Annotated in this window: 19 protein-coding genes and 3 pseudogenes; 17 read left to right on the top strand and 5 right to left on the bottom strand. The window is 68.5% G+C overall.

The annotated features are described in order from the left end of the window. Window positions 1-16: 16 nt before the first annotated feature. The 3 genes and pseudogenes from rpmE (at window position 17) to prmC (ending at window position 2,090) form a co-directional block, all read left to right on the top strand. Window positions 17-232: a 50S ribosomal protein L31 gene (rpmE, locus tag IPG68_05415; GenBank protein ID MBK6762738.1), complete on the top strand. Its 216-nt coding sequence runs from the start codon at window positions 17-19 to the stop codon at window positions 230-232. Continuing rightward, window positions 233-1,309, top strand: a complete 1,077-nt coding sequence (gene prfA, locus IPG68_05420; GenBank protein MBK6762739.1) for a peptide chain release factor 1 — start codon at window positions 233-235, stop codon at window positions 1,307-1,309. It abuts the gene before it with no gap. After that, window positions 1,306-2,090: pseudogene (gene prmC, locus IPG68_05425) on the top strand (peptide chain release factor N(5)-glutamine methyltransferase). Before prfA ends, prmC begins: the two are co-directional and overlap by 4 nt. Before the next feature lie 30 nt (window positions 2,091-2,120). Here prmC and IPG68_05430 read toward each other — a convergent pair. Beyond that, on the bottom strand, window positions 2,121-2,738 hold the full coding sequence (locus tag IPG68_05430) for an L-threonylcarbamoyladenylate synthase (GenBank protein MBK6762740.1): 618 nt from the start codon (window positions 2,736-2,738) through the stop codon (window positions 2,121-2,123). A 100-nt stretch (window positions 2,739-2,838) separates the two neighbouring features. Here IPG68_05430 and IPG68_05435 point away from each other — a divergent pair, with 100 nt between their 5' ends. The 11 genes and pseudogenes from IPG68_05435 to IPG68_05485 all read left to right on the top strand — a co-directional run bounded on the left by IPG68_05435 (window position 2,839) and on the right by IPG68_05485 (window position 12,904). Then, on the top strand, window positions 2,839-4,101 hold the full coding sequence (locus IPG68_05435) for a serine hydroxymethyltransferase (protein MBK6762741.1): 1,263 nt from the start codon (window positions 2,839-2,841) through the stop codon (window positions 4,099-4,101). 10 nt (window positions 4,102-4,111) lie between these two features. Continuing rightward, window positions 4,112-5,203, top strand: coding sequence for an undecaprenyl/decaprenyl-phosphate alpha-N-acetylglucosaminyl 1-phosphate transferase (locus tag IPG68_05440; protein ID MBK6762742.1), 1,092 nt, complete (start codon window positions 4,112-4,114; stop codon window positions 5,201-5,203). A gap of 33 nt (window positions 5,204-5,236) precedes the next feature. Beyond that, window positions 5,237-5,701: a hypothetical protein gene (locus IPG68_05445; protein ID MBK6762743.1), complete on the top strand. Its 465-nt coding sequence runs from the start codon at window positions 5,237-5,239 to the stop codon at window positions 5,699-5,701. 312 nt (window positions 5,702-6,013) lie between these two features. After that, on the top strand, window positions 6,014-6,799 hold the full coding sequence (atpB, locus tag IPG68_05450) for a F0F1 ATP synthase subunit A (protein ID MBK6762744.1): 786 nt from the start codon (window positions 6,014-6,016) through the stop codon (window positions 6,797-6,799). 56 nt (window positions 6,800-6,855) lie between these two features. Further along, on the top strand, window positions 6,856-7,086 hold the full coding sequence (gene atpE, locus IPG68_05455) for an ATP synthase F0 subunit C (GenBank protein ID MBK6762745.1): 231 nt from the start codon (window positions 6,856-6,858) through the stop codon (window positions 7,084-7,086). Window positions 7,087-7,093: 7 nt separating this feature from the next. Then, window positions 7,094-7,642, top strand: a complete 549-nt coding sequence (locus tag IPG68_05460; GenBank protein ID MBK6762746.1) for a F0F1 ATP synthase subunit B — start codon at window positions 7,094-7,096, stop codon at window positions 7,640-7,642. Continuing rightward, window positions 7,642-8,460: a F0F1 ATP synthase subunit delta gene (locus tag IPG68_05465; GenBank protein MBK6762747.1), complete on the top strand. Its 819-nt coding sequence runs from the start codon at window positions 7,642-7,644 to the stop codon at window positions 8,458-8,460. The genes IPG68_05460 and IPG68_05465 overlap by 1 nt, the downstream gene beginning before the upstream one ends. A gap of 27 nt (window positions 8,461-8,487) precedes the next feature. Further along, on the top strand, window positions 8,488-10,122 hold the full coding sequence (locus IPG68_05470; protein ID MBK6762748.1) for a F0F1 ATP synthase subunit alpha: 1,635 nt from the start codon (window positions 8,488-8,490) through the stop codon (window positions 10,120-10,122). A gap of 3 nt (window positions 10,123-10,125) precedes the next feature. Continuing rightward, window positions 10,126-11,070 (top strand): annotated as a pseudogene (locus IPG68_05475) (F0F1 ATP synthase subunit gamma). 5 nt (window positions 11,071-11,075) lie between these two features. Further along, entirely contained in the window at window positions 11,076-12,521 is a 1,446-nt protein-coding gene (atpD, locus tag IPG68_05480; protein ID MBK6762749.1) for a F0F1 ATP synthase subunit beta, read from the top strand. 2 nt (window positions 12,522-12,523) lie between these two features. Continuing rightward, window positions 12,524-12,904, top strand: a complete 381-nt coding sequence (locus tag IPG68_05485; protein ID MBK6762750.1) for a F0F1 ATP synthase subunit epsilon — start codon at window positions 12,524-12,526, stop codon at window positions 12,902-12,904. A 135-nt stretch (window positions 12,905-13,039) separates the two neighbouring features. Here IPG68_05485 and IPG68_05490 read toward each other — a convergent pair whose 3' ends face one another. The 3 genes from IPG68_05490 to IPG68_05500 all read right to left on the bottom strand — a co-directional run bounded on the left by IPG68_05490 (window position 13,040) and on the right by IPG68_05500 (window position 14,661). After that, window positions 13,040-13,354: a hypothetical protein gene (locus IPG68_05490; GenBank protein ID MBK6762751.1), complete on the bottom strand. Its 315-nt coding sequence runs from the start codon at window positions 13,352-13,354 to the stop codon at window positions 13,040-13,042. Further along, a complete protein-coding gene (locus tag IPG68_05495) occupies window positions 13,329-13,817 on the bottom strand; it encodes a hypothetical protein (protein MBK6762752.1) in 489 nt (162 codons plus the stop codon). Before IPG68_05495 ends, IPG68_05490 begins: the two co-directional genes overlap by 26 nt. Window positions 13,818-14,097: 280 nt before the next feature. Then, on the bottom strand, window positions 14,098-14,661 hold the full coding sequence (locus tag IPG68_05500; protein ID MBK6762753.1) for a cob(I)yrinic acid a,c-diamide adenosyltransferase: 564 nt from the start codon (window positions 14,659-14,661) through the stop codon (window positions 14,098-14,100). A gap of 72 nt (window positions 14,662-14,733) precedes the next feature. Between IPG68_05500 and IPG68_05505 the strand changes: the two genes are divergently transcribed. From IPG68_05505 to murA, 3 genes and pseudogenes are all read left to right on the top strand, one after another. Continuing rightward, a complete protein-coding gene (locus IPG68_05505) occupies window positions 14,734-16,668 on the top strand; it encodes an alpha/beta-hydrolase family protein (protein MBK6762754.1) in 1,935 nt (644 codons plus the stop codon). A gap of 57 nt (window positions 16,669-16,725) precedes the next feature. Then, window positions 16,726-17,427 (top strand): CPBP family intramembrane metalloprotease, encoded by a 702-nt coding sequence (locus IPG68_05510; GenBank protein ID MBK6762755.1) that lies wholly within the window; start codon window positions 16,726-16,728, stop codon window positions 17,425-17,427. A 92-nt stretch (window positions 17,428-17,519) separates the two neighbouring features. After that, window positions 17,520-18,781, top strand: a pseudogene (gene murA, locus IPG68_05515) (UDP-N-acetylglucosamine 1-carboxyvinyltransferase). Here murA and IPG68_05520 read toward each other — a convergent pair. Then, window positions 18,762-19,091: a hypothetical protein gene (locus tag IPG68_05520; protein ID MBK6762756.1), complete on the bottom strand. Its 330-nt coding sequence runs from the start codon at window positions 19,089-19,091 to the stop codon at window positions 18,762-18,764. The pseudogene murA and the gene IPG68_05520 sit on opposite strands and share 20 nt — an antisense overlap. Between the last annotated feature and the right edge of the window lie 21 nt (window positions 19,092-19,112).

The following is a 19,112-nucleotide window of genomic DNA, read 5'->3' on the forward strand; positions in this document are numbered from 1 at the left end:
CCATCAAAGGAGAGTCATGAAGCCCGACATTCACCCGGAGTACGTCGAGACCACGGTCACGTGCTCCTGCGGCAACACCTTCACCACCCGCAGTACCGCCAAGAACGGCGTGATCCACGCTGAGGTGTGCAACAAGTGTCACCCGTTCTACACCGGCAAGCAGAAGATTCTGGACACTGGCGGTCGCGTCGCCAAGTTCGAGAAGCGCTTCGGCAAGCAAGCCACCAAGTAAGTGTTCGAGCGGGTCGCCGCGCTGGTCGATGAACTGCGGTCGTTGGAGGCCGCTCTCGCCGACCCGGTCCTGCACTCCGACCCTGCGCGGGCGCGGGCGGTGGGCAAGCGACACGCGCAATTGCGTCCCGTCGTCCAGACCTACGAGCGCTGGCTGACCGTCGGTGAGGACGAGCAGGCGGCACGCGAACTGGCTGATGCGGACCCCGCCTTCGCTGTGGAGGCAGAGGAACTGGCGGCCGAGCGCGCCGATCTCGCTGAACGCCTGAGCGAACTGCTGGTGCCGCGCGATCCGCTCGACGATTCCGACGCCATCCTGGAGATCAAAGCCGGTGAGGGCGGCGACGAGTCCGCGCTGTTCGCCGGGGACCTGCTGCGCATGTACGAGCGGTACGCAACTGCGCGCGGCTGGCGCATGGAGGTCATCGACCTCGAGGAGACCGCGCTGGGCGGTGTCAAAGACGCGACCGTGTCCGTCAAGGCCAAGGGTCGCACCGAGGTCGACGACATGCCGTTCGCCCGGCTCAAGTGGGAGGCCGGTGTGCACCGGGTGCAGCGTGTGCCCGTCACCGAATCCCAGGGTCGGATCCACACCTCCGCGGCCGGGGTGCTGGTGTTCCCCGAGACCGAGGACGTGGCAATCAGCATCGACCCCAACGACCTGCGCATCGACGTCTACCGCTCGTCCGGCCCTGGCGGTCAGAGCGTGAACACCACCGACTCCGCCGTGCGGATCACACACGTGCCCACCGGCGTGGTCGTCTCGTGCCAGAACGAGAAGTCCCAACTGCAGAACAAGGAGCAGGCGATGCGCATCCTGCGGGCCAGGCTCGTGGCGCTCGCGGAGGAGGAGAAGGCCGCCGAGGCCTCCGCCACCCGCAAGGAGCAGGTGCGCACGGTCGACCGCTCCGAGCGCATCCGCACGTACAACTTCCCGGAGAACCGGATCTCCGACCACCGCACCGGGTTCAAGGCCTACAACCTCGAGCAGGTGCTCGCCGGCGACCTGGATCCGGTGATCCGCAGTTGTCTGGACGCCGACCTTGCGCAGCGGTTGGAGTCGGCGGAGTCGCTGTGAGCGTGCGCCGGCTCGTGGTGGGCAGGCTGCGTGACGCCGGCGTCCCGTCACCGGAGGCCGACGCGGACGCCCTCCTCACGTTCGTCACCGGCGACCGCAGTTTCGCGCCCGTCCTGTCCGATGCGCAGCGGGGTCATCTCGACGAGTTGGTCGCAGCGCGCTGCCGGCGGGTTCCGCTACAGCACCTGACCGGCACTGCCGGCTTCCGCTACCTCGATGTCCTGGTGGGACCGGGGGTGTTCGTGCCCCGCCCGGAGACCGAGGTGCTGGTCGACGTGGCATTGCGCGAGCCGTTCCGCAGTGCCGTGGACCTGTGCACCGGCAGTGCGGCGATTGCGCTGAGCCTGGCCACGGAAACCACGGCCGCCGTGGTGGCAGTGGAGGTCGACCCCGGTGCGCTGGAATGGGCGCGACGCAATGCCGCGGGCAGGGTCGAGGTGCTCCAGGCGGATGTCTGCGCCGATGACCTGAGCCACCTGGGGCCTGTCGACCTTGTGGTGAGCAACCCGCCCTACATCCCCGACGCCATGGTTCCGCGGGACCCGGAGGTGGCGCTGCACGACCCGCCGCTGGCTCTGTACGGCGGTGCTGACGGCCTTGACGTCGTGCGGTGCGTGATCGCCCAGGCGCGTCGCCTGCTGAGACCCGGGGCCGCCTGCTGCTCGAGCACGGCGAGCACCAGGCGGGCCAGATCCGGGCGTTGCTGGTCGGGTTCGCCGAGGTGACCACATGGCAGGACCTCACCGGACGCGACCGCATCACCGGCGGGCGCCTGGGCTGAGGAGCGGCGTGGCGACGGATCGACGCCCCCCTACTTGCCCAGCGCGGCCAGCACTTCCGCTGCCGGGATCGCCCCTTCGCGCACAACCTCGACCCCGGAGCGCAGGTCCACCACGGTGGACGCGGCGCCCCCGGACAACTCGCCGCCGTCCAGGCCGATCGACACGGCGCTGGAATCGCACGATGACAGTTGTGTCGGCGGGAGTTGGCCCGGGACCTGCGCGCCGGTGGCCGCGAGCGGTCCCACTTGCGCGACCAGTTGCAGCATCCACGGGTGCAGGGGCATGCGCAGGGCGACGGCGTCCGCCACCCCGGCCGTCCACGCCAGCGACAACTGCGGCTTCCCGATCAGGGTCAGCGGCCCCGGCCAGAAGGCGCTCGCCAGCACCTCGGCGTCGCGGGGCACCCGGCCCCACAGCGCGTGCATCGTGGTGCGGCGGTCGATGAAGACCGGGATGGCGGAGCCAGCGGGAATGCCGCGGACCTCGCGCATCCGTGCGACCCCGGTTGCCGAGAAGGCGTCGGTGAGCACCGCGTAGTGGAAATCCGCAGGGGCCAGGACCAGCCGACCCGAACGCAGGGCCGTCACCGCGGCGCGGGTTCCGGCCGCGCGCAGTTGCGGGTCGTCGCCGGGGTAGGTCCTCATCACGCGGTCATTGTGGCATCGGCCACGCGGGCTGGACGCGCAGTGCCGGGCCGCGCCGCAGCCTCCCCGTACACTGGCGCCAGACCTCGTCACAGGAGAATCCATGAGCAACGTCCCATTCTGGGGTCCGGACTTCGGCCGGCTCGAAGCTGAGGACCCGGAGATCGCAGGGATCCTGCTGAGCGAACTCGACCGGCTGCGCAGCGGCCTGCAGTTGATCGCCAGCGAGAACTTCACCAGCCCCGCGGTCCTGGCGGCGCTCGGCTCCACGCTGAGCAACAAGTACGCCGAGGGCTACCCCGGCCGGCGCTACTACGGCGGCTGCGCCGAGGTGGACAAGGCCGAGACCATCGGCATCGAGCGGGCGAAGGCCCTCTTCGGCGCCGATCACGCCAATCTGCAGCCGCACTCCGGTGCCTCCGCGAACATCGCGGTGTACGGGGCGTTCGTCAAGCCGGGGGAGAAGGTGCTCGCGATGAGCCTTCCCCACGGCGGCCACCTCACCCACGGCACGAAGGTGTCGTTCTCCGGGAAGTGGTTCGACGCGGTGCACTACGGGGTGAATCCCGAGACCGAGGACATCGACTACGACCAGGTCCGGGACCTGGCCCGGGAGCACCAGCCCAGGATGATCATCTGCGGCGGTTCGGCGATCCCGCGACTCATCGACTTCGCCGCCTTCCGGGAGATCGCCGACGAGGTCGGGGCGATCCTCATGGTCGACGCGGCCCACTTCATCGGCCTGGTGGCCGGTGGGGCCATCCCCAGCCCCGTTCCCTTCGCCGACGTCGTGACCTTCACCACGCACAAGGTTCTGCGCGGCCCGCGAGGCGGCATGATCCTGGCCACCTCCGAGCACGCGGCGGCCATCGACAAGGCGGTGTTCCCGATGATGCAGGGCGGCCCGCTCATGCACGCGGTGGCGGCCAAGGCCGTGGCGCTGAAGGAAGCGGCCACCCCGGCGTACCAGCAGTACGCGCGCGATGTCATCAGCAACGCCCAGGCCCTCACAGCCGGGTTGGAGGCCGAGGGCATGCGCGCGGTGACTGGTGGCACCGACACCCACCTGGCCCTGCTCGACCTGCAGGCACTGGGGGTCACCGGGGCGCAGGCCGAGCAGCGCTGCGATGCCGCGGGGATCGTGCTGAACAAGAACGCCATCCCGTTCGACCCGCAACCGCCGAGCGTGGCCAGCGGGATCCGCGTGGGCTCGCCGAGTGTGACCACCCAGGGCATGGGCGTCACCGAGATGAAGGAGATCGCCTCCCTGATCGCACGGGCCGTGCGGGAGCCGGACGCAGCTGACGAGGTACGGGCCGGGGTTGACACCCTGGTGCGGGCGTTCCCCGCCTACCCGGCCGGCTGAGCCACCGGTCGTGCGCGAGTACCTGGTCTGCTTCCTCGTCGCCGCAGCCGTCACCTACCTGCTGACGCCGCCGGTGCGCAGGCTGGCCATCCGTGCCCGGGCCATGGCCGAGGTGCGCGACCGGGACATCCACGCCACACCCACCCCGCGCTGGGGTGGGCTGGCCATGTACGGAGGCTTCCTCGCCGGGCTGCTCATCGCGAGCAAGTTGCCCGGGATGACCGTGGTGTTCGAGGGCAGCCGGCAACCGCTGGCACTCGTTGTCGGCTCCACCCTGATCGTCGGACTGGGCCTGCTGGACGACCGCTACGGCCTGGACGCGCCCACGAAGTTCGCCGGGCAGGCGCTGGCGGCTGGCTCGATGGCGTTCCTGGGCATCCAGATGGTGTGGCTGCCGATCGGCGGGACGCTGGTCCTCGACCCGCTGACCAGCGTGCTGCTCACCGTGCTGTTCGTGGTCCTCACCATCAACGCCGTCAACTTCGTCGACGGCCTCGACGGCCTGGCCGCCGGGATCGTGGGTATCGCCGCGACCGCGTTCTTCGTCTACGCCTTCCTGCTCTCCGTGGACTTCGGCTTCGACCGGGCGACCCTGGCGGCCCTGATCTGTGCGCTGCTGGCGGGCATGTGCGTGGGGTTCCTGCCGCACAACCTCAACCCCGCGAAGCTGTTCATGGGGGACACCGGCTCCATGCTCATCGGCCTGCTGCTGGCGGCCAGTGCGATCACCCTGTCCGGTCGGGTCGACCCCAGTGCCGTGCGTGGGGAGCTGCTCCTGCCGGCGATCCTGCCGTTGCTATTGCCACTGGCGGTGATCGCGGTGCCGCTGCTCGACGTGGCGATGGCCGTGGTGCGCCGGACGCGTCGCGGCCGCAGCCCGTTCGCCCCGGACAAGGAGCATCTGCACCACCGGCTGCTGGAACTCGGTCACTCCCAGCGTCGTGCGGTCGGTCTGATGTACGCGTGGACGGCCCTCATCGCCTTCTCCGCGGTTGCGGTGGCACTGATCCCGTGGCCGATGGCCCTGGTCATCTTCCTGCTCGGGCTGGGGGGCCTGGCGTTGCTCGTCTCGCGGCCGGCAGGGGCCGCGTCCCGGCGATAAGCCCGGTTTACTCTCCGGTTACAGTGGAGGGACATGAATCCCGATTCCCCTGTTGCGGCCCGGACCATCGTGCGTCCGGCGATTGGAACTGTGGTGGCCGGCCTGATCGGCACAGTGTGGGGCGGGATCGTCGCCGGTAGTGCCGGCGTGGCGGCGGGGATCATGGCCACCGTCGTCGTGCTCCTGTTCTTCGGCCTCGGCCAATTGGCTGTGCAGAGGGTGATTGCCAACAACCCGGCGATGGGGCTCAACGTCGCGCTGGGGGTGTACCTCGGGCAGATCCTGGTGCTGTTCATCCTGCTGCTGGCCCTGCGCGATGCGACATTCTTCGATCCCAAGGTCTTCGCGGGCACCATCGTGGCCTGCGCCCTGGTCTGGACCGCGCTGATCGTGGTCGGCCTGTCGGCGCGGCCCCGCACCTACGTGGAGCCCGAGTCTACCCTGGGCCTCTCCGACGATCCTGAGGTCGTTTCCCGGCTGCGGAAGAACGGCTCGTGAAGGCGCGGGCCGACCACGGGACGGCGTGGGGGTGCTGGTAACTTGAGCCAGGACATGAGAGTTCCGAAGACCGACCGTGAGACGCCCAACGTCGCATGGTCAGTGATGAACAACCTCATCGCCGGGATCCTCGTTTACGGGGGATTGGGCTACCTCATCGGGCTCTGGCTCGGTAACGCCCTCCGTCGGTCTGGCCATCGGTACCGTCGTCGGGCTCGTGGCGAGCACGGTCTTGATCATCTTCCGCCTGCGGCAGTTGGATGGCGGTCCTCACACACAGCGGGAGGCGTAGTGCTGGGCGCAGTCGTTCCGATGTCCGAAGTGGAGCCGGGGTGCCACCTCGGGTCCGGGTGCGGATTCCCCGCCCCTGATGCCTCGATCTTCGAGATCGAGCCCTACTTCGGCAACTTCACCAAGCCGGTGTTCCTGTTGCTGCTCGGCTCGCTGCTCATCATCATCTTCTTCCTGGCAGCCTTCCGCCGGCCGCAGTTGATCCCCAGCAAGTTGCAGAGCATCGGGGAGATGGGCTACCTGTTCATCCGCGACGGGATCAGCCGTGAGGTGATCGGCAAGGACGGCGACCGCTTCGTGCCGCTGCTGTTCACCATCTTCTTCTTCGTGTGGATCGGGAACCTGTGGGGCATCATCCCCGGTGCCCAGTTCCCGGTGAACTCCCGGTTCGCCTTCCCAGTGGGCCTGGCGATCACCGTGTGGGTCATCTACATGTACCTCGGGATGCGCCACCAGGGCCCGTTGAAGTTCTTCACCAACATGATGTTCCCGCCGGGGATGCCCAAGCCGATCTACGTGATCCTGGCGCCGATCGAGTTGATCTCCAACATCGTGGTCCGCCCGGTCACGCTGTCGATCCGGTTGTTCGCCAACATGTTCGCCGGTCACCTGCTGCTGACGGTGTTCACCGTGGCGGCGTTCTACCTGGCCAGCCCCTCGGTCATCGGGATCCTGGGCTCGGCCACCTCGTTCCTGATGACGGTGATCTTCACCGCCTTCGAGGCCCTGATCCAGGCCTTGCAGGCCTATATCTTCACGCTGCTGACCGCGGTGTACATCGCCGGATCACTGCACGCCGAACACTGACCGCACAACAACAGACGTACCCCCTGCCAGGGGGTCCGAGAGGAGAAGGAACCGACATGGTGGACCTGATTGCCGAAATGACCGGCTCAGTGGGAAGTATCGGATACGGCCTGGCCGCCATCGGCCCCGGCATCGGTATCGGCATCATCTTCGGTAACGGTGTGCAGGCCATCGCACGCCAGCCCGAGGCGTACGGTGTCATCCGCCAGAACATGCTGCTGGGCTTCGCGCTGGCCGAGGCGCTCGCGCTGCTGGGCTTCGTGGCCCCGTTCGTCTTCGGTACGTGAGGCAAACATGACCTGGATGCTTGCTGCCGAAGAAGGCGGAAGCAACGTCCTGCGTATCCCGATGTTCGAGTTCGTCATCGGGCTCGCGGCGTTCTTCATCGTGTTCGGGGTGCTGGCGAAGATGGCCCTGCCGAAGATCAAGCAGACGCTCGAGGAGCGGGCTGACGCGATCGAGGGCGGGATCAAGCGCGCGGAGGAGGCGCAGGCCGAGGCCCAGCGCACCCTTGAGCAGTACCAGGAGCAGATGGCTGCTGCCCGTGCCGAAGTTGCGGAGATTCGCCAGCAGGCCGAGGCGGAGCGCGCAACGGTCATGGAGGAGGCGCGCAAGGCTGCTGAGGTGCAGGCCCAGCAGATCGCTGCCAACGCTACCGCCCAGATCGAGGCGGAGAAGGCGAAAGCACTGTCCGAACTGCGACGCTCCATGGGTGGCGTGGCCACCGACCTCGCCGGCCGGATCGTGGGTGAGTCCATGACCGACGACGCTCGTGCATCCTCCGTGGTCGACCGCTTCATCGCTGAGTTGGAACAAGCCGGCCAGAACGGCGGGCAGAACTGATGATCGGGGCCAGTCGCACGTCCCGGGCGGCGCTGCGGGAGGCCGTGGACGCGCGCTTCGACAGCGCCGACGCGGCGGCCCTGGCCGACGACGGCCAAGCGGTGCTGTCATTCGCGGCTCTGCTGGGACGTGAACGGACTCTGCGGCAGACGGTGGCCGACCCGGCGCTCGACGCCGATGCCAAGCGCGGCCTGCTGCAGCGCCTGCTCGAGGGCAAGGTGACCTCCGGGGCGTTCCACCTCATCGTGGAGACGGTCAGCAAGCGCTGGTCGACCGACCGCGACATGGTCGACGCCATGGACGAGGCGGGTGCCGGCCTGCTGCTCATGTCCGCGGAGAAGGGCGGCCGTCTCGACCGGGTCGAGGAGGAGATCTTCCGCTTCGGCCGGATCATCGATTCTCACCCCGACCTGCAGATGGCGCTGACGAACCCGGCTGTGGATGAGGCCAGCAAGGCGGCCATCACCGCACAGTTGCTCGATGACAAAGCGGACCCGCTGACGGTGCGGCTGCTGCAGACCGCCACCACTGAACTGCACGGCCGGCCCGTGCAGATCGCGGTCGCGGACCTGAGTGCGCTGGCAGCGCAACGGCGCGGCCGGGTGGTCGCAGAGGTGCGCACCGCCATCCCGCTGTCGCCGGAGCAGTCGTCCCGGCTGACTGCGGCACTGCGGAGCATCCATCACCGCGACGTCCAGCTCAACGTCACCGTCGACCCCTCCATCGTGGGTGGTGTGGAGGTCCGGGTCGGCGACGAAGTGATCGATGGAACCCTTTCCACCCGTATTGAGTCGGCGCGCCGCCGGCTCACCCACTGACGAAGAACTAGCACGAGAGGCACCGACATGACCGAACTTTCGATTTCGGCCGACGAGATCCGCGCCGCGATCGAGGCCAACGTCTCGACTTTCGCTCCGGAGAACGCCCGCGAGGAGGTCGGCCGCGTCGTCGAGACCGGTGACGGCATCGCCCGGGTGGAGGGTCTGCACTCCGCCATGGCCAATGAGCTGCTGGAGTTCGAAGGCGGCCTGCTCGGCGTGGCGCTGAACCTCGACGTTCGCGAGATCGGTGTCGTGCTGCTCGGTGACGCCAGCGGCGTCGAGGAGGGCCAGACGGTTCGCCGCACCGGCCGCGTGCTCTCGGTGCCTGTGGGTGACGGTTTCCTCGGGCGGGTGGTCGACCCGCTGGGCAACCCGATCGACGGCCTCGGTGACATCACCGCGGAGACCGACCGCGCCCTGGAACTGCAGGCGCCGACAGTCGTGCAGCGGCAGCCTGTGAAGGAACCCATGCTCACCGGCCTGAAGGCCGTCGACGCCATGACCGCGATCGGCCGTGGCCAGCGCCAGCTGATCATCGGTGACCGCCAGACCGGCAAGACCGCCATCGCGCTCGACACGATCCTCAACCAGAAGTCCAACTGGGAGTCCGGCGACCCGAAGAAGCAGGTCAAGTGCATCTACGTCGCGATCGGGCAGAAGGGCTCGACCATCGCGGCGGTACGCGGGGCGCTCGAGGAGTACGGCGCGCTGGAGTACACCACGATCGTCGCGGCCCCGGCCTCGGACTCTGCCGGCTTCAAGTACCTCGCGCCGTACACCGGCTCGGCCATCGGCCAGCACTGGATGTACAACGGCCAGCACGTGCTGATCATCTTCGATGACCTGTCGAAGCAGGCCGAGGCCTACCGCGCCGTGTCGCTGCTGCTGCGCCGCCCGCCGGGCCGTGAGGCGTACCCCGGTGACGTCTTCTACCTGCACTCCCGCCTGCTCGAGCGCTGCGCCAAGCTCTCCGACGAGCTGGGCGGCGGCTCGATGACCGGCCTGCCGATCATCGAGACCAAGGCCAACGACGTGTCGGCCTACATCCCGACCAACGTCATCTCCATCACAGACGGCCAGTGCTTCCTGGAGTCCGACCTGTTCAACTCCGGTGTGCGCCCGGCCATCAACGTCGGCATCTCGGTGTCCCGCGTCGGCGGGTCCGCGCAGCCGAAGGCCATCCGCAAGGTGGCGGGCAGTCTGCGGCTGGACCTGGCCCAGTTCCGCGAGCTCGAGGCATTCGCCGCCTTCGGCTCCGACCTGGACAAAGCCTCGAAGGCGCAGTTGGAGCGCGGCTCCCGGCTGGTGGAGTTGCTCAAGCAGCCGCAGTACAAGCCGTTCTCCATGGAGCGCACCGCGGTGTCGATCTGGGCCGGTACCACCGGGCAGCTCGACGACGTGCCGCTTGAGGACATCCGTCGCTTCGAGTCCGAGTTCCTGGACAACGTGGAGTCGCAGCACGGCGGCGTGCTGGCCGCCATCCGGGAATCCGGTGAGTTCTCCGACGAGTCGCTCGGCGCCCTCGAGAAGGCCATCGACGCCTTCAAACGGACCTTCATGACCAGCGAGGGTCACCTGCTGGTCAAGGATGTCCCGGTGGAGGCGTTGCCGGAGGAGGACATCCACGTCGCCACGGTGACCCGTCAGGTGCGCGGCTGAGCCATGGGTGCCCAACTACGCGTCTTCCGCCGCAGGATCAAGTCGGTCCAGGCGACGAAGAAGATCACGAAGGCGATGGAGCTGATCGCGTCCTCGCGGATCGTGAAGGCCCAGCAGCAGGTGCAGGCGACCGAGCCCTACGCCCGGGAACTGCTGCGCGCCGTGGGACTCGCCGCGTCCCACACCAAGGGCCACCACCCGCTGACCGCCAAGGCCCGGCTGCAGCAGCGAGCCGCCATGTTGCTGGTCACCGCCGACCGTGGTCTGGCCGGCGCGTACTCGGTGAACGCCATCAAGGAGGGCGAGCAGCTCACCGAGTTGCTGCGCACCGAGCGGAACATGGAGGTCGTGCCCTTCATCGTCGGGCGCAAAGGGTTGGCGTTCTACAAGTTCCGCGACCGCGAGGTCGCCGGGAGTGGACCGGTTTCACCGACGCGCCGACGCTGGAGGACGCCAAGCCGATCGCGAAGGCGTTGCTGGAACGCTTCGTCATGAGGACCGAAGAGGGCGGCGCCGACGAGATCCACATCGTCTTCACCCGGTACTGGAACCGGGGCCGCCAGGAGGTGCAGGTCCTGCGCATCCTGCCGCTGGAGGTCGTCGAGGAGGTCGTGGACACCTCCGCCTCGACGATCACCGGCGGTGACAATGCCGGCGGTACCCCGGTGTGGCCGCTGTACGACTTCGAGCCCAGCCCCGAGGAGGTGCTGGACGCCCTGCTGCCCAAGTACGTCGAGTACCTCGTGTACGCGGCGCTGCTGCAGGCGTCGGCATCTGAGCACGCGGCCCGCCAGCGGGCCATGAAGTCGGCCACGGACAACGCCGACGACCCTCATGAAGTCCCTTACCCGTCAAGCCAACCAGGCCCGCCAGGCCGAGATCACCCAGGAAATCAGCGAGATCGTCGGTGGTGCCGACGCGCTGGCCTCCGCAACCTCAGGGAGCTGAAACCCATGACCGCGACCCAGGACACGACCACTGGCGTCGGCCGCGTAGCCCGCGTCACCGGCCCCGTCGTCGACGTTGAGTTCCCGGCAGAGCAGATGCCGGAGTTGTTCAACGCGCTGCACGTCGACGTCACGTTCGACGCCGGTGAGGGTGACATCGAGCACCGCGTGCTGACCCTTGAGGTGGCGCAACACATCGGCGACAACATGGTCCGCGCGATTTCCATGCAGCCGACCGACGGCCTCGTGCGAGGGGCCGCGGTCCGCGACACCGGCGACGCCATCACGGTGCCCGTCGGCGACGCGACCCTCGGCCACGTGTGGAACACCCTGGGCAAGCCCCTGGACGTCGAGGAGTCCTCCCTGCAGATCACCGAGCGGCGCGGCATCCACGCGCCGGCACCCAGTTTCGACCAACTCGAGTCGAAGACCGAGGTGTTCTGGACCGGCATCAAGGTCATCGACCTGCTGACCCCGTACGTCAAGGGCGGCAAGATCGGGCTGTTCGGTGGCGCGGGCGTCGGCAAGACGGTCCTCATCCAGGAGATGATCAACCGCGTCGCCGAGCAGTTCTCCGGTGTGTCGGTGTTCGCCGGTGTCGGCGAGCGCACCCGTGAGGGCAACGACCTCTTCCTGGAGATGACCGAGTCCGGCGTCATCAACAAGACCGCCCTGGTGTTCGGCCAGATGGACGAGCCGCCGGGCACCCGCCTGCGCGTCGCGCTCACCGCGCTGACGATGGCGGAGTACTTCCGGGACGTGCAGAAGCAGGACGTGCTGCTGTTCATCGACAACATCTTCCGGTTCACTCAGGCCGGGTCCGAGGTGTCCACGCTGCTGGGCCGCATGCCGTCGGCGGTGGGCTACCAGCCGACCCTGGCCGACGAGATGGGTCAACTGCAGGAGCGGATCACGTCGACGCGCGGTCACTCGATCACCTCGCTGCAGGCGATCTACGTGCCCGCAGACGACCTGACCGACCCGGCGCCGGCGACGACGTTCGCCCACCTCGACGCCACCACGACGTTGAGCCGGCCGATCTCCGAGCTGGGTATCTACCCGGCCGTGGACCCGCTGGACTCGACCTCGCGGATCCTGGACCCGCGGTACATCGGAGACGACCACTACGCTGTGGCGGCCCGGGTCAAGGAGATCCTGCAGCGCTACAAGGACCTGCAGGACATCATCGCGATCCTCGGCATCGACGAGCTCTCCGAAGAGGACAAGATCCTCGTCAACCGGGCCCGTCGCATCCAGCGCTTCCTCAGCCAGAACATGTTCGTCGCCGAGGCCTTCACCGGCCAGCCTGGCTCGTTCGTGCCCGTGGAGGAGACCATCGCCTCCTTCAAGGCGCTGGCTGACGGCGACTACGACCACATCCCGGAGCAGGCGTTCTTCATGTGCGGTGGGATCGAGGACGTCGAGCGCAACGCGGCGAAGTTGGCCAAGTAGTCATGGCGAGCCTCAATGTCGCGATGGTGTCGACCCGGCGCAATGTCTGGGAGGGCGAGGCGTCGCTGGTCGTGCTGCGCACCCTGGATGGCGAGATCGGGTTGATGCCCGGTCACTCCCCGATGATGGGGATGCTGGCTGACGGTCCGATCCTCATCCGCCCGACCGAGGGTGAGGACCTGCGGGCGTACATCCACGAGGGTTTCGCCACGATGGACGGCAACCGCGTCATCATCCTGGCCGAGTGGCTCGAGTTGGCCGGCGAGATCGACGTCCGGCAGGCCGAGCAAGAGCTTGAGGCGGCTCGGGCCAAGGGCACCGAGGCCGAGGTCCGCAAGCAGGAGGGCCGGCTGCAGGTCGCAGTGGGTCCGCGCCACCACTAGTCCCGCCCGCCCGCGCCTTTGTGACGAAGGTGCGGCCCTAAGAAGTCCGTTTGTGACGAAGGTGCGGGGTCTCCCCGCCGGAGACCCCGCACCTTCGTCGCATTGCGACGATGGTGTCTCGCACCTTCGCCACAATCACCCTGTCCACCCTCGGGTCCGCATGACGCGTTCCACTTGGTCGACGGAAGCGTGAAGGTCCCGGAAATGGCGGCCGGTCCACACCAGGCACTCCCAGCCGTGCTCGGCGTAGGCGTTGCGGGTCTGCGCGTCCTGGTGTCGCTGCCGGCGCTCACCGTGGTGGATTCCGTCGTACTCGATGATCAGGCGGTACGCACGCCACACCAGATCACCGCAGCCGAGCCATTCGCCTTCTTCGATGATGTCCAGGTTGATCTCCGGGGCGGGCAGGCCGCGCTGGTGCAGTTCAACCCGCAGCAGGGACTCTCGCACCGACCGGCTCCGAGGGTCGGCCAGCGCGGCCGCGTCCCGCAGAACGGGCGCACCTCTGGTGCCCGGTGGCACGGCGAGGTCGGCGAGCAGTCCACGGCGCTCCTGCGAGGTCCATCCATGTCCGCCGGTAGCCGGTCACGGGCACGGCACCGATGGTGAGGACCTCGCTCAGCCCTCGCTGGTGCCACGCGACGGCCTTGCGAGTGCCACGTCTGGTCGGCACGGTGACGTGGAAAGGCCGGCCATCCGGGTGCGGGGTCGGCAGGCCGAGCAGTTGGGCCGCCGTGGTGTGGGAGAACGCTGCGTCCGTGGGCAGAGTCAGAGCCACCGCCGCCACGTCGTCGAGCCAGGAGCGTGCGGCGGCGTCCGTGCGCACCCCGCGAGTCGGCTTGCGCAGGCCGGCGCGCCGCGACTGCGCATACGTGAGCTCAGGGGTTCCGCTCTTGGTGATGAGGAAGGGCACCGGTCCAGCGTGGGACACCGAACGGGTGGGGAACGAGCCGCTGCGGAATCTGTGGACGAGCGATTGTGGCGAAGGTGCGGCCCCGGTGGGTCGGTTTGTCACGATGGTGCGCGGTGTGCCCGCCGGAGACCGCGCACCTTCGTCACAATGCGACGATGGTGTCTCGCACCTTCGTCACAATCACCCTGTCCGGGCTGTCGTGACGTAGAACTGTCCGCCATCTCACGAGAGACACCTTCGCCACAAAGGGGGCGGCAGGGGCGACGAAGGGGCGGGCCGCCTACCGCTCCCCCCCTGGCACCCACAGCACGTCCCCGCCGGGGTTCGCCACCCGCGCCAGGATGAACAGCAGGTCCGAGAGGCGGTTCAGGTAGTGGGCGGTCAGGGGGTTCATCGCGGCGTCGTACTCGCCGAGGGCCCGCCAGGTGGACCGCTCAGCGCGACGGGTGACGGTGCGGGCGACGTGCAGCAGCGCCGAGGCAGCGGTGCCGCCGGGGAGGATGAAAGAACGCAGGTTCGGCAGGTCCTCGTTGAACCGGTCGCATTCAACTTCGAGTCGGTCGATGTAGTCCTGGGTCACCCGCAGCGCCGGGCCCTCCCCTCCGAGCGGCGTGCAAAGGTCCGCCCCCACGTCGAACAACTCGTTCTGGATCCGCTGCAGAGCCGGCGCGACCGGAGCGGGGGGTTCGCCGAGGGCCAGCACAACGCCGATCGCACTGTTGGCCTCGTCGACGTCGGCGTAGGCCTCCAGACGCGGATCCGTCTTGGACGTGCGACTGAAATCGCCGAGAGAAGTGGACCCGTCGTCGCCGGTGCGGGTGTAGATGCGCGTCAGGTTCACCATGCTTTCGACCCTAAGGCAGAATGACGCACATGGTGGACGCCCGAGATCGGTTTTACATCCAGGGTGGCGACCATGGCTTCCATGGCTTCGATCGCCATGTCCTACCAGCCAGGTCTGCTGCCCCGCAGTGTCGGTGACCAAGCGATCCTCACGGGTCTGACCAGCGCCGTGAACTACGGTCTGGTGGCCGTGACCGGGTCGGCGGTGGAGGGTGTGGCCACTGCGCTGGTGGGCCGCGAGCGCATGCAGCGACCCGGTGTGGCGGCCACGACCCACGGGGTCGCGCACGCCACCGTCGCTGCCACCAGCGTCGCCGTGCGCCGCATGCTCCCTCCCCGCGACGGTGAGCCGTTGCGGCGTGCCACGTTGCGCAGCGCGGGTTGGGTGGGGGCCGTGACCGGGGTCACCGGCCTGATCGCCTCCGGCATCCTCGGCATCGGGGAAGTCATGGAAGCGCGCACCGGGCGCAGCTACCGCCGGTTCGTCGGTCCGGGGACACTGGCTGTCGCCACCGCCACCGCGGTCGCCCTGACCGCACGGACCCGCCGTGACGCCAAGCGCGACCTGCTGCCGCCGCCCGTGGACCCCTTGCCGCTGTCGGAGCAGGCCGTGGCCTTCGAAGAGCGCCAGGTCGCCAAGTACGAGAAGGTCCCGGCGTTGACCCGTTCGCTGCTGTTCGGGGCGGGGGTGAGCGCAGGCCTACAGGGGGCCGCCTTCGCCGAGTCGCTGGCTGCCGAGGGCATCGCTGCCGGCGTGCGCAAAGCCGCACCCTCCATGGCGCCGTTCGCCAACTGGCTGGGGCACACAGTCACGCTTGGCGCGGTCGGGGTCGCCGTCGTGTCGGGGCTCGAATACGTGAACCGGCAAGCCGACGCCGGTGGCGCGGCCATCGAGGCCGCCTACAACAAACAGCCCACCATGCTCACGGTCTCCGGCGGCCCCGGCTCCCAGATCCCGTTCGACACCCTCAGCCGGGAGGGCCGGCGGATCGTCAACATGGCGCTTCCCGCCCACGAGATCGCCGAGGTGACCGGCAAGCCCGCCATCGACCCGATCCGTGCCTTCGCCGGGATCGCCACCGCCGAAATGGTCGATGAGCGCGTCGATGTGCTCATGCGCGAACTCGAGGATATGGGCGCGTTCGAGCGCAAGGTCCTGTGCTTCTGTTCGCCCACGGGGACCGGCTACCTGAACTACGTGATGATGGAGACGCTGGAGTACCTCACCGGCGGTGACTGTGCGACGTTCGCGCTGCAGTACTCGCTGCGCCCCTCGTTCATCTCCCTGGACCGGGTCGCGATGGGCCGGGAGCAGAACCGGGCGATGCTGCATGCACTCACCTGGCGGCTGCGGGCGATTGCGCCGGACAAGCGCCCGAAGTTCGTGGTCTTCGGGGAGTCGTTGGGTGCGCACACCATGCAGGACGCTTTCCTGCACGAGGGCATCAACGGATTCGCGCGGGCCGGGGTGGACCGGGCGCTGTTTATCGGCACCCCCGCCGCCAGCGGCTGGGCGAAGCGCTGGCGGGAGGACAAGGAGAAGACCGACCCGCAGGGCCGGGTCGTCGAGGTGGCAGGTTTCGAGGAGTACCTCGCACTGCCGCAGGAACAGCGCGAAGGGGTCGACGTCTTCCTGGTCAGCCACCATGAGGACCCGATCGTGAAGTTCGAGCCGGAACTGGCGGTGCGGGTGCCCCGCTGGTTGCGGCCACCGCGCGAGGACGGCGTGCCCCGCGGCATGCGCTGGCGGCCCGTCGGCACGTTCCTGAACGTCGGCGTGGACCTCAAGAACAGCACGGATGTCGTGCCGGGGGTGTTCGTGGCTCGTGGCCATGACTACCGGGCCGATCTGGCGCGTTTCACCGCCCTGGCGTTCGACCTGTCAGCCGAGGAACAGACCCTGTTGCGTGTGGAACGGGCCTTCGTGCCCGCGAACTGGAATGGGCCACCGACCGGGTCCAGGCCGAACAGTTGCAGCGGGCGTCCGAGGCGTTGCAGCGACAGTTGAGCCAGTGGGGGATCTCCGACCTGTCGGGGTCGATCACGGCGCCGATCGCATAGTCCGGTGACCCTCGATCTTGTAGTCCTCGGGCTGCTGATCATCGTCAACATCCTCAACCACTCGCCGTACATCGCACAGCGCTGGTACGTGCCCACGGGCATCGTGGGCAGCGCCCTCATCGTGTGGATCGGGTACCGCGCCGGTGTGACGCTGGCCGACATCGGCCTCGGCCCGGACAGTTGGATCCGCGGGCTCATCTGGTCGGCCGGGTGCATCGGCGCCGTGACCGCGGTCTACGTCATCGGGGGGTCGATGACGTTCACCCGGCGGTTCCTGGCCGACGACCGCGCCGTGCTGGGCCCGCGCACGCTGCTGTACAAGACCCTGGTCAATGTCCCGCTGGGCACCGTGTTGTTCGAGGAGTTGGCCTTCCGCGGCGTGGGCCTGGCGCTGCTGTCCGACTGGTTCCCGACGTGGCAGGCCGTCTTGGTCTCGAGCCTGCTGTTCGGCTTCTGGCACATCATGCCGAGCCTGGTCATGCACGACGCGAACGCCGCGGTGGGCGACCTGCTCGGCCAGGGGGTCTGGGGGCGGATCCAGTCGGTGGTGTTCACGGTGCTGGGAACGGCCGTGGCGGGGGTGGTGTTCTGCGCGCTGCGGATCTACAGCGACTCCCTGATGCCGCCCATGGCGCTGCACTGGGCGATCAACGGCCTGGGGTTCATCGCCGCCTCGTGGGTGCACCGGCGGGCCGGCCGGATCTGATCGGGCCGCGCGACGACCGACCCGCACACCTGTCGCAATAGCCGGGCGCCTGCGGGGAACCGGCCACGCGGCCGGCGACCCGGACGTATCCTGTGGCGGTGACGTTCGAGGTGGTGGGCGGGAACCGCCTTTCGGGTACCGTCCGGGTCCCCGGGGCCAAGAACAGCATCCTCAAACTGATGGCCGGGGCGTTGCTGGCCGAGGGCACGACCACGCTCACCGAGGTCCCGGCCATCCTCGATGTGACGATCATGGCGGAGTTGCTGCGCAGGCTCGGGTGCCAGGTGCAGCACGAACCCGCCGCCGGCACCCTCGTGATCGACGTCCCGGAGCGGCCGGGGCATCAAGCCGACTACGACCTCGTGCGCCAGATGCGCGCCTCGATCTGCGTGCTGGGTCCCCTCGTGGCCCGGGTGGGGGAGGCCGACGTGGCACTGCCCGGCGGTGATGCCATCGGCTCGCGGGGTCTGGACATGCACGTCAACGGCCTGACCCGCCTCGGTGCGGAGGTCACCAGCGAGCACGGGTTCCTCATCGCCAGGGCCGGGCAACTGCACGGTGCCTCGATCTGGCTGGACTTCCCGAGTGTGGGTGCCACCGAGAATTTGCTCATGGCTGCCGTCCTCGCGAAGGGGGCCACCGTCATCGACAACGCCGCGCGCGAACCGGAGATCGTGGACATCTGCCAGATGCTCGTCGAGATGGGGGCCCGCATCGATGGGGTCGGCTCCTCCACGCTGGAGATCGAGGGTGTGGACGCACTGGAACCGGTGACCCACCGGACCGTCCCGGACCGGATCGTGGCCGGGACCTGGGCCGTGGCCGCGGTCATGACGCAGGGCGACATCACCGTCGACCAGGGCGTCAGCAAGCATCTCGAGATCGCGCTGGACAAACTCGTGTCTGCCGGTGCCATGGTGGAACTCGTGCCGGCGGGGTTCCGGGTCAGCATGGACCGGCGGCCGAAAGCCGTGGACGTCGTCACGTTGCCGTACCCGGGTTTCGCCACCGATCTGCAGCCGCAGTTCATCGCGCTCAACGCCATCTCGGAAGGCGCGGCCATGGTGACCGAGAACCTGTTCGAGGCACGGTTCCGGTTCGTCCACGAACTCACCCGTCTGGGCGCCGACGTCCACACCGACGGCCACCATGCGCTGGTCCGCGGCCGCGCCCGACTATCAGGGGCGCTGGTCGAGGCCACCGACGTGCGAGCGGGGCCGGCCTGGTCCTCGCCGGTCTGGTGGCAGACGGTGTGACCACCGTCCACGAGGTGCATCACATCGACAGGGGTTACGCGGGTTTCGTCGAGAGCCTGCAGGGGCTCGGAGCGAAGATCACACGCCTCCCCGGCTGAGCACCTCGAGGGCACGGTCCCGGTCGGCTTCCCACACCATGAGCCGCGGCCCGTCGGTGGTCCGCACAAGGTTGACCCGGACACCGCTGTCGACCAGTAGGCGGCGCTGCATCTCGGCACGGACGTAGTCCTCGGCGCCCGCGACCGGCACCATGAGTCCGTATTCGTCCGAACCGCCGGCCTGCGGATCGCGGGCCACCAGCGAGCCGCCCCCTGAGAACGCCCACCGCAGCAGCAACACGATCACGGCCATGATCACCAAGGCGACCAGCGGGCCGAACAGGAACGAGTATGTGGACCAAGCCGGCACGAGACCATTGTGCGCCCCTCC

This window comes from Micrococcales bacterium (genome assembly GCA_016703125.1).
GTDB lineage: Bacteria > Actinomycetota > Actinomycetes > S36-B12 > UBA10799 > JADKAV01.

Excerpts from the sequence above, each read along its gene's own strand:
- IPG68_05445 (MBK6762743.1), top strand. The coding sequence starts at position 5,237 with ATGAATCCCGATTCCCCTGTTGCGGCCCGGACCATCGTGCGTCCGGCG.
- IPG68_05470 (MBK6762748.1), top strand. The coding sequence starts at position 8,488 with ATGACCGAACTTTCGATTTCGGCCGACGAGATCCGCGCCGCGATCGAG.
- IPG68_05485 (MBK6762750.1), top strand. The coding sequence starts at position 12,524 with ATGGCGAGCCTCAATGTCGCGATGGTGTCGACCCGGCGCAATGTCTGG.
- atpB (MBK6762744.1), top strand. The coding sequence starts at position 6,014 with ATGTCCGAAGTGGAGCCGGGGTGCCACCTCGGGTCCGGGTGCGGATTC.
- IPG68_05465 (MBK6762747.1), top strand. The coding sequence starts at position 7,642 with ATGATCGGGGCCAGTCGCACGTCCCGGGCGGCGCTGCGGGAGGCCGTG.
- IPG68_05460 (MBK6762746.1), top strand. The coding sequence starts at position 7,094 with ATGACCTGGATGCTTGCTGCCGAAGAAGGCGGAAGCAACGTCCTGCGT.
- atpE (MBK6762745.1), top strand. The coding sequence starts at position 6,856 with ATGGTGGACCTGATTGCCGAAATGACCGGCTCAGTGGGAAGTATCGGA.
- atpD (MBK6762749.1), top strand. The coding sequence starts at position 11,076 with ATGACCGCGACCCAGGACACGACCACTGGCGTCGGCCGCGTAGCCCGC.
- IPG68_05500 (MBK6762753.1), bottom strand. The coding sequence starts at position 14,661 with ATGGTGAACCTGACGCGCATCTACACCCGCACCGGCGACGACGGGTCC.
- IPG68_05505 (MBK6762754.1), top strand. The coding sequence starts at position 14,734 with ATGGCTTCCATGGCTTCGATCGCCATGTCCTACCAGCCAGGTCTGCTG.
- rpmE (MBK6762738.1), top strand. The coding sequence starts at position 17 with ATGAAGCCCGACATTCACCCGGAGTACGTCGAGACCACGGTCACGTGC.
- IPG68_05435 (MBK6762741.1), top strand. The coding sequence starts at position 2,839 with ATGAGCAACGTCCCATTCTGGGGTCCGGACTTCGGCCGGCTCGAAGCT.